Origin of the sequence: Atlantibacter sp. (genome assembly GCF_032062175.1) — a bacterium.
GTDB lineage: Bacteria > Pseudomonadota > Gammaproteobacteria > Enterobacterales > Enterobacteriaceae > Atlantibacter.
The window spans coordinates 61,701-74,784 of the sequence record NZ_DAMBQK010000002.1; the positions used below are offsets into that span (position 1 = coordinate 61,701).

Sequence of the window (13,084 nt, forward strand, 5' to 3'; positions counted from 1 at the left end):
TCAAGGGTTACTGGCAAGCAGGATTCGGATGTAAATATTTTGTTTTTACAGAAGTTAATTGATTTAACGCGGCAATGTGAAGTGTAGCACTATCTGCTTAGTTCATCGTTATTAATGAATAACAACGCTAAACGCTATTTTACCGGGAAATTTTGATGAGGACTGCGAGCAGAACCGATAATCCTGGTCTGCATTGGCCGTAAAAATCTGAAAGTACTCCCCGGCGTTAACCGGGGAGAAAGACATTACGCTGCCGGGCGAGCGATGACGCTACGGGTTTCCATGCGCACTTCAGCAATGGTCACATCGATCACATCAGTCACTTTGTAAGCCACTTCGCCTTTAATCTGCACGGTGCCGTTTTCCTGGCTGCACACCAGCTCATCGCGCACCGCATGCAAGAACGGCGCAGGGATAAACGCCACCGCGCCGTTATCCACCAGACGCACACGCATGCCGCCACGGCTGATATCAATAATTTCCGCCGCAAAACGCGTGTCCGTGCCGGCTTTATCCTTCAGGAAACGGGCATAGAGCCAGTCGCCAACGTCACGCTCCGCCATACGGTTGGCGCGGCGGCGTTCCGCCATCGGCGTCAGGACGTCATCTTGCGGGCGCTCTGCGGTTTCGCCTTTGATGATGGCTTTCAGCAGGCGGTGGTTGATCATGTCGCCATACTTACGGATGGGCGATGTCCAGGTAGCATAGGCTTCAAGGCCAAGACCAAAATGCGCGCCCGGCTCGGTGCTGATTTCAGCGAACGACTGGAAGCGACGAATGCGGCTATCCAGGAAACCGGTCGGCTGCGCGTCTAATTCGCGGCGCAGTTTACAGAAACCTTCCAGCGTCAGAACTTCCTGAGCATCAACATGCATGCCGTGAGATTGCAGCAGGCTCGCCAGTTGCTCAGTATTCGCCGGGTCGAAACCGGCGTGCACGTTGTAAATGCCAAAGCCCAGCTTGTCGCGCAGCACGCGCGCGGCGCAGACGTTAGCGGCAATCATCGATTCTTCCACAATGCGGTTGGCGATACGGCGCGGCTCAGCCACGATATCCAGCACTTCGCCTTTTTCACCCAGCACAAAACGGTAGTCAGGACGATCTTTAAAGACCAATGCATGCTGGTGGCGCCACGCGTTGCGGCGCTCGCAGACCTGTTGCAGCAAACGGATTTGTTGGGCAATCGCGTCGCTTTCCGGTTGCCATTCACCGCTGTTTTCCAGCCAGTCAGAAACATTGTCATAAGCCAGTTTGGCTTTTGATTCCACGGTCGCGGCGAAGAAATGGATCTCGTCGTCGATAGCGCCGTCCGGCTGGATCACCATGCGGCAGGCCAGCGCCGGACGCGCTTCATGGGCGCGTAGCGAGCAGAGATCGTCTGACAGTTCGCGCGGCAGCATCGGGATATTGAAGCCCGGCAGGTAGTTAGTGAACGCACGGATTTTCGCCATGCCGTCAAGCTTGCTGTTGGGCGCGATCCAGGCGGTAGGATCGGCAATCGCTACGGTCAGCGCCAGGCTGCCGTCTTCGCGTTGCTCGACGAACAGCGCATCATCCATATCTTCTGTGCTGGCGCTGTCGATAGTGACGAAATCCAGCGCGGTAAGATCTTCGCGTACCATGCCTTCGTCCAGCATTTCCGTCGCCACGCCGTTCGGTGCTTCACGTTCCAGATTATGGCGTGCCAGCGTTACCCACCACGGGGCGAAATGGTCGTCGCCAAAGGTAATGTACTGGGTGAGTTCCGCGTAAAAACCGCGATCGCCCTTCAGCGGATGGCGGCGCATTTCTGCCACGACCCAGTCGCCGTTTTGGAAATCGTGTTCAACATCGCGGGCGGCGCGGCAGGAGATAACATCTTTGATCAATGGATGGTCCGGTACGATGGAAAGACGGTCATCTTTCTTTTGTACCCGGCCAACGAAACGGGTCAGGAAGGGTTCAATCAGCGTTTCTGGTTCCGCGCTTTCTTTCTCTTTTTCAGTGTGAATGACGGCGCTGATCCGGTCGCCGTGCATCACTTTTTTCATCTGCGGCGGCGGAATGAAATAGCTTTTTTGCGCGTCAACTTCGAGAAAACCAAATCCTTTTTCGGTGGCTTTTACCACGCCTTCGGCGCGTGGCGTTTGGGAATGCAGTTGCTGTTTAAGCTGCGCTAGCAGCGGGTTATCCTGAAACATATTTTCGCATTTTCGTGGCCAATTGAGCGGCTGACAGTTTTACGCGATTCCAGGGGTGTCAGCAAGCGCTCTTTGCCCTGAAATCACGCGATCGGGCGGTTTTAGCCGATATCGCCGAAACCCAGTTTCAAGCGGTTGAGCCACCCGCAGAACCCCACCCATATTAGTAAACGCAGCGCCTGGTGGCAGGATAACCCCTGTTCAATTAACGGCTGGAAATGCGCCTGGCTAAAGCGATCGGGGGCACGGGTTAGCCATTGCGTCGCCTGAATAATGGCTCGCTCGGCCGAATGATGGTGGCTCCAGGCATTCAGCGCCCGTTCGCCGTTGCGCACCGCTTCCGGCAAACTGGTATCGCCGCTCCATATCTCAGCCGCATCATTAAAACAGGCTACGCTACCGTTGATTCTGGCACTCACCAGCGTGGCAAGGGTGGCGGCATTAAAAATATCTTGCGAGGGCCGAAGTTCTGTACTTAGCTGCACAAAAGGCTCAATCGTCAGCGGATCCTGAATCAATAAACCCGCCAGCTCGCGCAACAGCGGCTCTCGGGCGCAGTGAAGAAACCGCTCCTGAAGCTTATCGTTAGCCAGTGGTGTGTCGGACTGGGGTAAATCAGCGCGCCAGCTTGCAGGGGTTTGATGGAACCGTTCGGCGGGCGCATCTTGCTGCATATCAAAACCGGGCAACCAGCGTACCGGTATCCCCATCGCGGCCTGAAACGCCGCAACAACCCGCGCCTGGAAACCAACAAAGCCGATAATGTGATTAAACGTGACGATATCGCCCGTCGACAACCCGGCTTCGTCAAGTTGCTGGCGAAGATGACTATCGATTAGCGTCGGCTGGCTGGCGAGTTGGCGCGCGTACTGGGTAATAAGGGTTAAGCGGCGGTTACTTTCGCGGGAGGAATCGGGGCCGGGTAGCGGCGTGAGGCGGGCGGCGTAGTGATTACACAGCCGCTGTACGCCGCACACCTGCGCTACCGTGAGGGCGGTGCTCAGGCGGTCGTAACTGCTTAACGTATTAAGCCGGTCAGGCACAACGCGATCGGGGAAGAACAGAGCGCTAAGCTTACGGGCGGTGGATAACCCTAACAGGTGCGGAGCAACCAGGTCGTCCTCCACCGTTAAATCCAGTAAAAACCGATCCTGCACATGGGCAGCTTCCGGTACGAGCGACACCACATCATCAGGAAGACGGCTTGACTGAGTTTCATGATACCAGTGGTTACGACCGGTTTCGCGGCGGCGTTGTTCCATGAGCTTTCCTTGAAAAAAATGAAAGACCCGAAGCCCGAGCGGCTTACCGGGCCTGGTTCGCAGCCTTATCCTGGCGTAAGGGCAACGGCCAACAAAAGATTGTTCAGTGATATTTAAGATCGGAAAGCTATAAACAGCGGGAGGGAAGGCGGGGCGATGGTAATAAAAAGGCGGGCCGCAGCCCGCCTTAGCAATACGGAAATCTGGATTACTTGAGTTCCAGCTCGTTCATCGCGGCGATGCTGAATCCGCCATCCACGTGAACCACTTCACCGGTAATGCCGCCAGAGAGATCGGAGCACAGGAATGCTGCGCTGTTGCCCACGTCTTCAATGGTGACGGTGCGACGAATCGGGGTAACCGCTTCGCAGTGCGCCAGCATTTTACGGAAATCTTTAATGCCAGAAGCCGCCAGTGTGCGGATCGGACCCGCAGAGATCGCGTTGACGCGAACGCCTTCAGGACCCATCGCATTCGCCATATAACGCACGTTAGCTTCCAGCGACGCTTTCGCCAGGCCCATGACGTTATAGTTCGGGATAGCACGCTCTGCGCCCAGGTAGGAAAGGGTCAGCAGGGCAGAGCCAGGGTTAAGCATTTCACGGCTGGCTTTCGCCAGGGCAACAAAGCTGTAAGCACTGATGTCGTGCGCGATTTTGAAGCCTTCACGGGTCACAACGTTGACATAGTCGCCATCAAGCTGGTCGCCCGGCGCGAAACCGATGGAGTGCACAAAACCGTCGAACTTCGGCCACACTTTCGCCAGCTCGACAAACAGTGCGTCAATGCTGGCATCTTCAGCTACGTCGCACGGCAGCACGATGCTCGAACCCAGTTGAGCGGCAAACTCTTCCACGCGGCCTTTCAGCTTGTCGTTTTGATAGGTGAACGCCAGTTCAGCCCCTTCGCGGTGCATCGCTTGCGCAATACCAAAGGCGATGGAAAGTTTGCTGGCGACGCCAGTCACCAGAATGCGCTTACCGGTAAGAAAACCCATAGCTTTTAATCCTTATCGTCGTTACTTATTCTGTTTTAAAATCATACGATTATGAGTCTAAAACCAAATTACATGCAATGCAGAATGAAATTATAGCCTTTTACAGGCATGAGTTGTCACGCCTTTTTGCTAACACGGATGCATCAAAAACCGCGTTAAGCCCTTCACCGCATCCATCAACGACTCAAATATACCACGAGGATAACGACGCACTGATCCAACCTTTGAGGAGGCATCAGTATTTGAGCGGCAAATGCTTGATTTCACGTAGGCGCCCTACCTCTATAACGATATAGCCGCCTTTTTTGAGATCGGATAGAATTTTCATTACGCAAGTACGGGAAAGATGCACTTTGTCACGAATGTAACGCTCAGCTGAAAGGCTATTGCGCAGCGATTCGGGTTCGTTGATTAACTCAATGAGTTGTTTACGAACCAGTTCATAGGAAGTCGGTGCGGTAAGCTGGTTACTGTAGAGGTACAATTTATTGGTCTGTACCATCATATGCCGCGCTAAAATTTCCCACAGACCTTTTTCTTCGATGTGCTGAAGAACCTGTTCCTGGGGAAGAGTGTGTATTGAGGCGGTTTCTTTAATCACGATATACGCATCGGAAACGCCCAGGCCCAACACACTTGGCGCGGCTATTCTGACAATAAGTATCTGGTCGGTGCTACGACGGAGTTCAATGACGCCTGTTTCGACAATATGACAAATCCTAACGCCGCCCTGAATGAAATCAAGCCGAGTCCCTTTTGCATACATGCGTGGTGTAAAGGGTTTTAACGACTCGATTAATGGCATCGCATAAGGCGATGGTTTATTAACTGCTGCTACTGGGCTTTTTTCGCTCATATAAATTGTATCGCCTTTTCCTTAGCTAGTTTCTATTTGTAACGCTCATGCCCATATTTTTACATAATTTAGGCACACCATTCCCTTCGGTTATCTGTAAATATAATTAAGAAATAGTCATATTAAACTTAGGGTGTTAATAGTGACTCCTTGGATGAAAAGCTATTGAATTTAATGATATAAGATGGATTTTTTACATCTTGAGGGGGTTGGTTTTATTTCCATCTCTGTTAAAGAAGTTAACGTTATTTAGCCATGGCAGTGATAAGTGTGCCATACCAGAAAAAAAGAGAAAATATAGTGTTTTATTTCATAAATTACAGGAAGCGTATTTTTGTTCAAAATCGCACCAGAAATATACTTAAAGTTTATATTTAAAGCGAATTCATTGACGCCATTGATTTATACAGATTAACTTATTAGGAATTGATTGCAGGGCGATTAAAATAAGCTTTTAAATATATGTTTCGATGTAGGTGATATTATATACCTAATTCGCACCAGAAAGGCGATTTTTTTTGGCGGGTCGCCCCGCCCATCGTTCAGCGATCTTTGCGCCAGGCGTCCGCCGTCAATGCCTCACCAAAATGGCTGGCGATTAACCGCTTAGTCAGATCGTGCAGCGGAGACGCCAGCACATCAGCAGTGCTGCCGCGCTCCACCACTTCGCCCTGGTGCATTACCATCACCAGATCGCTGATGTGCTTCATCATGCCGATATGCTGAGTCACATAGATATACGAAATCCCCTGTTTCTCCTGCAACTCCAGCATCAGGTTGATTAACTGGGAGCGCATCGACATATCCAGCGACGCCAGCGCCTCATCGGCAATAATCACTTTCGGGCGCAGGATCAGCGCACGCGCCAGTCCGAGACGCTGTTTCTGGCCGGGGGCCAGCATATGGGGGTAGTAGCTGGCGTGATCCGGCAGCAGCCCCACCATACGTAGCGTTTCCAGAATCTGCTTCTTACGCAGTTCCGGTTCCAGATCGGTATTCAATCGCAAGGGGAAATCGAGGATCTGCGAAACGCGCTGGCGCGGATTAAGCGACGTCGAAGGGTCCTGGAAAATCATACGGATACGCTGGCTCCGGAATGAATAATCACCGTAGTGCAGCTTATGATCGTCAATCAACAGTTCCCCGCTGGTGGGTTCCACCATGCCGGCCAGCATCTTAGCCAGGGTAGATTTCCCCGAACCGTTTTCGCCAATAATCGCCAGCGTCTGCTTTTCCCGCAGGGTAAAGCTTAACGGCTTAACGGCTTCCACGGTCTGGCGGTGAAACCAGCCGGTGCGATAGCGAAAGGTTTTGCTGAGATTGCGGACTTCTAATAGCGTCTCGACCACTTCACTCTTTCTCCATATTCAGCGGGAAATGGCAGGCGAAAAGATGCCCTCTCGGGCCGGCAAGACGCGGCGTTTCGACGCATTTGCGCTGGGCATAGGGGCAGCGCGGCCCCAGACGGCAGCCAATCGGCAGGTGTTCCAGCAACGGGATCGCGCCCTGGAGTGTATTCAACCGGCTTTTATGCGGCATGGCGCTGCCAAAATCGGGAATCGCGCGGATCAGCGCCTGGGTATAAGGATGATGCGGCATGGTGATCAGTTCTTCGCTTGGTGCGGTTTCCACCGTCTGGCCGCAGTACATTACGTTAATCCGATCAGCCCACTGGCTGAGCATCTGCAAATCATGGCTGATGAGCAGAATGGTGGTATTGTTATTCTGGTTAAGCCGGGTCAACAAACGGAAAATCTGCGCCTGAGTCGTCGGTTCCATCGCATTGGTCGGCTCATCGGCAATCAGTAAACGTGGCTGGTTAGCCAGCGCGATGGCGATCATGACTTTCTGGCACTCCCCGTCGGTAAGCTCATACGGGAAGCTGTTCATCGCATCTTTGTGATCTTTAATCCCCACCCGGTGCAACAGCTCAATGGCGCGCTGTTTGCGCCAGCCAACGCGCTGCCACCAGCGACCTTTCCAGGTCCAGGCGGGAATGTTTTGCATCAGCTGGCGGCCAATTTTTTCTGAAGGATCCAGACATGATTGTGGCTCCTGAAAAATCATCGACACGTTATGTCCCACCAGACGGCGTCGTTCACGCGCGGAGAGGCGCAGCAGGTCGATATCATCAAAGCGCATACGGTCGGCGGTAACGCGCCAGTTGTCTTTAGTTACGCCGCAAATTGCTTTAGCGATGAGACTTTTGCCGGAACCCGATTCGCCCACCAACCCACGGATCTCCCCCTCGGCCAGCGTCATACTGACCCGGTCCACGGCTTTCACCCACTCTTCACCGGCTTTAAATTCAATGGTGAGATTACGGATATCAAGTAACGGCATTATTCCACTCCCGCATTAATGGCGCGTCGGATACCTTCGCCAAGCAGGTTGATCAGCAACACGCTGACCATAATGGCGGCACCGGGCAGCATCACCGTCCAGGGCGCGACATAAATTAATTCTAGCGCATCCCCCAGCATCGCTCCCCACTCGGGCGAAGGTAGCTGCGCGCCGAGATCAAGAAAGCCGAGCGCGGCAATATCCAGCACCGCCATCGACAGGGCGCGCGTCACTTCGCTAACGAACACCGAGGCGGTATTGGGCAGCACGGCGAACCAGAGAATATTCAGGGTTGATGCGCCGTCAAGGCGGGCCGCCACGACGTACTCTTTTTCCAGTTCATCGTGCACCATGCTGTATACCGAACGCACAATGCGCGGCAGCAGTGCCAGCCACACCGCGAACATCGCATGGGTCAACCCTGGCCCGGCAAACGCGACCACGATAATTGCCAGCAGCAGGGAAGGGATCGACAGCAGCGTATCCAGAATATGGTTAAGCAACGCCGAACGCAGCCCGTGGGTAGATCCGGCGATTACGCCTAACACTAAACCCACTACCGCCGCGCCCAGCGTCACCACGAACGCGCCACCTACGGTGGGTGCCGCGCCGCTCAGCAGACGGCTTAATACATCGCGGCCTAAATCGTCGGTGCCTAAAAAGAATGACACCTCGCCATAGCGCGACCATGACGGCGGCAGCAACTGATAGCCGAGAAACTGCTGATTAATGTCATAAGGAGAAAACAGCGAGCCAAACACGCAGAGCAGCATCAGCCCGGCGCAGCCGTACAGGCCGACCATCGCCATGGTATCGCCGTAGAATTTGCGCCATACCGTGCGTAACGCCCCCGGCGGTCGCTTTTCGCTGTAAACATTATCGTAGGGCATACCATTCCTTATGCTTCAGCGGGTTCGCCATGGCGCCGAGAATATCCGACAGCACGTTAACTGCAATCACCAGTGCGCCAATGACCATGACCCCGGCGGAAATCGCCGCATAATCCTGCTGGCGGATGGCATTAATCAACCAGCGGCCCAGCCCAGGCCAGCTAAACACCATCTCAGTAATCATCGCCAGCGTCAGCATGGTGGAAAATTGCAGGCCCAGGCGGGGGATCACCGGAGGGAGGGCGTTATGCAGCACATGGCGGCGCAAAATCGTTAGCCGCGACAGGCCGCGTGTGGCAGCCGCTTTGACATAATTCTGATCGAACACCTCAATGGTACTGATGCGCATCAGACGGATCACTTCGGTGGTCGGCGCCACCGCCAGCGTCAGTACCGGCAGCACCATATGGCGCGCGGCGCTGATAATCATCTCATCGCGCCACGGCGAATCGGAAAGCCAGGCATCAATCAGAGCGAAACCGGTCACCTGTTTGACTTCATACAGCAGATCGAACCGGCCCGACACCGGCAGCCAGCCGAGGGTGAGCGAGAAAAACAGCGTCAGCAGCAGGGCCAGCCAGAATACCGGAATAGACAGGCCCACCAACGCCAGCCCGCTGATAAACGTATCCTGCCATTTATTGCGCAAAATCCCGGCCAGCATTCCAACCGGAATACCAATCAGCAACGCAAAGCCAAACGCCAGAATGCACAGTTCCATGGTAGCCGGGAACACTTCCCGCAACTGGGCGGTGATGGGCTGACCGTTGATGCTGGATACGCCAAAATCCCAGTGCAGCACGCCGTCAAACCAGAACCACCACGCATTCCACAATGATGCGCCTTGTAGCGGGGCATGCGGGGTAAAATAGCTCAGGCAGAAGCCGACGATACTTAAAAACAGCAGCGTTACCAGCAACAGCAGTAAACGACGCAGGGTAAAAATAATCATGGCGCTTTCACCTCCGCCTCGTCCCGGGATACCCCGGCGAATGACGCGTTGCCGAACGGGCTTAATACCAGCCCTTTGATATCATAACGGGATGCCTGTAAGCGCAGAGACGACGCCAGCGGCAGCACCGGCAACTCTTTTGCCAGCATCCGCTGGGCTTCGTCGTAGGCTTCGATACGCGATGCCAACTGCTGTGATGACAGCGCTTTTTGCAGCACCTCGTCGAATTCACGGTTGCACCAGTGCGCCACGTTGCTCTGGGAACGAATTGCCGCGCAGCTCAGCAACGGGCGGAAAAAACTGTCCGGGTCGTTACTGTCGGTGGCCCAGCCCGCGAGCGTGAGATCGTGATTCATATCCATCAGCCGTGCTTCCTGGAAACGCCCCTCAACAGGCACGATCACCACCGTCACGCCCACCTGCGCTAAATCGGCCTGAATCAGTTCGGCGGTTTTCAGCGGGCTGGGGTTCCAGGCCTGAGAACTGGTCGGCACCCACAGTTGCAGGGTTAAATTCTGTACGCCCAGCGCCTCAAGCTGCGCTTTGGCTCTGGCGGGATCGTATTCGGTGATTTTCGCATCATTGTCATAAGCCCATGATGCGCGCGGCAAAATTGAGGCGGCGGTTTCGGCGGTGCCGTAATAAATCGACTGCATCAGGCGTTGGTTATTAATCGCCAGCGCCAGCGCGTGGCGTACCGCCGGATTATTCAGTGGCGCTTTATTGGTGTTGAACCCCAAATAGGCGATGTTCATACCGGGGCGCAGCGTCAGGCGCAGGCGCGGATCGTCGCGCAAGATGGAAAGCTGGCTGGCGGCTGGCCAGGCCAGCACATCGCACTCGCCAGTCAGCAATTTGGATAAACGCCCGGTGCCGCCGGAGCCCAGATCGATAACCACTTGCGGCATTAACGGCTTGCCGCGCCAGAAATTATCGTGGCGTGCCAGGCGAATATATTGCCCGGTGCGGTACTCGCTCAGTTTAAACGGGCCGGTGCCAACCGGTTCGCGGTCCAGCATCTCCTGGCGATCGGCTTTGGTCAGTTTCGCCGCGTATTCTGCTGACATTACCGACGCGTAATGGGTTGCCAGATGCCACAAAAACGAGGCGTCCGGCTGGGCGAGGCGAAACTCAATGCTGTATTCACCCGTTTTGCGTACGCTTTTAACGGTATCGGCAAATTGCAGGCTATCGAAATAGGGATAACTCGCGCCATTGACGCTGTGCCACGGATTATTGCGATCGAAAATGCGCTGGAAGCTAAACACCACGTCATCGGCGTTCAGGGGGCGGGTCGGCGTAAACCAGGCGGTGGTCTGGAACTGCACGTTGCGGCGCAGGTGGAAGCGATAGGTTGCGCCATTGTCCAGAACTTCCCAGCTATCAGCCAGCTCGGAAACCAGCCGGTAAGTGTAAGGGTCAACGTCCAGCAAGCGATCGTAGAGTTGCGCCGCCAGGGTATCAACGGTCAGGCCGCTGCCCGCTTTTTGCGGATTAAAGGTGTTCACCTGCCCGCTGACGCAATAAACAAACCCACTCTGGCGAATATCGGCAAGAGGTTTTGGGGCAGGGGCCGCATGGGCGTACCCGCCAGAAATGCCGAGCGCCATAATCAGGGAAGACAAAAATACGCGCATAAGTTTTTGAGTTATTTTGACCAATAGTCAAAGTGTATCGCACTTGGACGGGCCAGGGAAAAATCTCTGCGCCAGTTGGCGCAAAAGCCATCACTGGGCGGCAATCTCATGCTTTTTCAACAGGGCGCGCAACTGATGATAGGTGACGCCCAAAAGCTGCGCGGCACGTTTCTGGTTATATTTCGCCTGGGCGAGGCTGGTTTCTACCAGCGTTTTTTCGCTTTGCTGCTGCCAGTGGCGTAAATCGAGCGGCAGGGCGGGTAATTCGCTGTCATTGGCTTCGGTTTTTAGCGCCATTGGGCGTGAAAAGGGGTCGAGAATAATGGTATCTACCGGCGTATCGCTGCTGCCGTGGCGATAAATCGACCGCTCTACTACGTTTTTCAGTTCACGGATATTACCCGGCCAGCCGTATTCCAGCAGAGTCTGTTCGGCATCGGGGGTAAAACCAGGGAACAGCAGCCAGCCGAGTTCCCGGCACATCTGGATGGCAAATTGTTCTGCCAACAGCATGATGTCGCTGCGCCGCTCGCGCAGCGGCGGGAGCTGCACCACGTCAAACGCCAGCCGGTCGAGCAGGTCGGCGCGGAATTTTCCTTCTTCCACTAAATCCGGCAGGCTGGCGTTGGTGGCGCACACCAGACGCACATTGACCTGCAACGGCTGGCTGCCTCCCACGCGTTCCAGTTCGCCGTACTCAATGACTCTGAGCAGTTTTTCCTGCACCATCATCGGTGCAGTGGCCAGTTCATCAAGAAACAGCGTCCCGCCGTCGGCCCGTTCAAAACGACCGGGATGGCGCTTCTGCGCACCGGTAAACGCCCCTGCCTCATGGCCGAACAGCTCGGAATCGAGCAGGTTTTCATTCAACGCCGCGCAGTTCAACGAAATAAACGGTCCCTGCCAGCGGCGTGACAAAAAGTGTATGCGGCTGGCAATCAGTTCTTTACCGGTCCCGCGCTCGCCAATCACCAGTACCGGCTTATCCAGCGGTGCCAGCCGCGACACTTGCTCCAGCACTTCAAGAAAGCTATTCGCCTCGCCAATCAAATTATCTTTGTAATCTGCCATGATGAAATTGACCACTTGTTGGTGGATATGACTACTATTAAAGATAACACACCGGGCGATAAAACGCGTAACATCTTTAAAAACAGCAAGTTAAAAAAGTGGCACGATGTTTGTATTAGTTAAAACGAAATCGAGCAGGGCGCATAACGCCCGGATAATCAAAGAGGATTGAGTTATGGGTATTTTTTCTCGTTTTGCCGACATCGTGAACGCCAACATCAACTCCCTGCTGGAAAAAGCAGAGGACCCGCAAAAGCTGGTGCGTCTGATGATTCAGGAAATGGAAGACACCTTAGTTGAAGTGCGTTCCACCTCCGCGCGTGCGCTGGCTGAAAAGAAACAGCTCAGCCGTCGCATTGAGCAGGCTACCGCGCAGCAGGCCGAATGGCAGGAAAAAGCCGAACTGGCGCTGCGTAAAGATAAAGACGATTTAGCCCGTGCGGCGCTAATCGAAAAACAAAAGCTGACCGACCTGATTACGGTGCTGACCGACGAAGCCACCCAGGTTGATGAAACCCTGGCGCGTATGAAAACCGAAATCGGCGAACTGGAAAACAAGCTCCAGGAAACCCGCGCTCGCCAGCAGGCGCTGACGCTGCGCCACCAGGCGGCATCGTCTTCCCGCGATGTGCGTCGCCAGCTCGACAGCGGAAAAATTGATGAAGCGATGGCGCGTTTTGAATCGTTTGAGCGCCGTATCGATCACATGGAAGCAGAAGCTGAAAGCCAGCGTTTTGGCAAACAAAAAAACCTCGATCAGCAGTTTGCCGATCTCAAAGCGGACGATGAAATCAGCGCTCAACTGGCTGCGCTTAAAGCCAAAGTACAGCGCGACGTTGAATAAAAACTTTGCTGCGGCGACGTGACGCGCCGCAGCGCTTTTACTGTCAAGGAGT

General features: G+C 54.4%; 11 protein-coding genes. 1 reads left to right on the top strand and 10 read right to left on the bottom strand.

Annotation, left to right across the window (positions count from 1 at the left end):
- Positions 1 to 245 precede the first annotated feature (245 nt).
- The 10 genes from RT120_RS02515 to pspF all read right to left on the bottom strand — a co-directional run bounded on the left by RT120_RS02515 (position 246) and on the right by pspF (position 12,203).
- The gene (locus tag RT120_RS02515; RefSeq protein WP_312978975.1) at positions 246 to 2,180 is read right to left on the bottom strand and encodes an exoribonuclease II; all 1,935 of its coding nucleotides are present in this window, start codon (positions 2,178 to 2,180) and stop codon (positions 246 to 248) included.
- A 101-nt stretch (positions 2,181 to 2,281) separates the two neighbouring features.
- Positions 2,282 to 3,442, bottom strand: a complete 1,161-nt coding sequence (locus RT120_RS02520) for a CMD domain-containing protein (RefSeq protein WP_312978977.1) — start codon at positions 3,440 to 3,442, stop codon at positions 2,282 to 2,284.
- A 208-nt stretch (positions 3,443 to 3,650) separates the two neighbouring features.
- Positions 3,651 to 4,439 carry an enoyl-ACP reductase FabI gene (gene fabI, locus RT120_RS02525; RefSeq protein WP_312978980.1) on the bottom strand — a complete coding sequence of 263 codons (789 nt, stop codon included), beginning with the start codon at positions 4,437 to 4,439 and terminating at the stop codon, positions 3,651 to 3,653.
- A gap of 235 nt (positions 4,440 to 4,674) precedes the next feature.
- Positions 4,675 to 5,295, bottom strand: a complete 621-nt coding sequence (locus RT120_RS02530; RefSeq protein WP_312978983.1) for a helix-turn-helix domain-containing protein — start codon at positions 5,293 to 5,295, stop codon at positions 4,675 to 4,677.
- Positions 5,296 to 5,837: 542 nt separating this feature from the next.
- Complete coding sequence (gene sapF, locus RT120_RS02535) at positions 5,838 to 6,644, bottom strand: peptide ABC transporter ATP-binding protein SapF (RefSeq protein ID WP_312978986.1); 807 nt, start codon at positions 6,642 to 6,644, stop codon at positions 5,838 to 5,840.
- Position 6,645: 1 nt separating this feature from the next.
- Positions 6,646 to 7,638, bottom strand: coding sequence for a putrescine export ABC transporter ATP-binding protein SapD (gene sapD / locus RT120_RS02540; RefSeq protein ID WP_312978989.1), 993 nt, complete (start codon positions 7,636 to 7,638; stop codon positions 6,646 to 6,648).
- Positions 7,638 to 8,528, bottom strand: coding sequence for a putrescine export ABC transporter permease SapC (gene sapC / locus RT120_RS02545; protein WP_312978990.1), 891 nt, complete (start codon positions 8,526 to 8,528; stop codon positions 7,638 to 7,640). Before sapC ends, sapD begins: the two co-directional genes overlap by 1 nt.
- Entirely contained in the window at positions 8,515 to 9,480 is a 966-nt protein-coding gene (sapB, locus tag RT120_RS02550; RefSeq protein ID WP_312978993.1) for a putrescine export ABC transporter permease SapB, read from the bottom strand. The genes sapC and sapB overlap by 14 nt, the downstream gene beginning before the upstream one ends.
- Positions 9,477 to 11,117 (bottom strand): ABC transporter substrate-binding protein SapA, encoded by a 1,641-nt coding sequence (sapA, locus tag RT120_RS02555; protein ID WP_312978996.1) that lies wholly within the window; start codon positions 11,115 to 11,117, stop codon positions 9,477 to 9,479. Before sapA ends, sapB begins: the two co-directional genes overlap by 4 nt.
- Positions 11,118 to 11,207: 90 nt before the next feature.
- On the bottom strand, positions 11,208 to 12,203 hold the full coding sequence (gene pspF, locus RT120_RS02560) for a phage shock protein operon transcriptional activator (RefSeq protein ID WP_312979000.1): 996 nt from the start codon (positions 12,201 to 12,203) through the stop codon (positions 11,208 to 11,210).
- A 160-nt stretch (positions 12,204 to 12,363) separates the two neighbouring features.
- Here pspF and pspA point away from each other — a divergent pair, with 160 nt between their 5' ends.
- Positions 12,364 to 13,032 (top strand): phage shock protein PspA, encoded by a 669-nt coding sequence (gene pspA / locus RT120_RS02565; RefSeq protein ID WP_125294388.1) that lies wholly within the window; start codon positions 12,364 to 12,366, stop codon positions 13,030 to 13,032.
- The last annotated feature ends 52 nt before the right edge of the window (positions 13,033 to 13,084 follow it).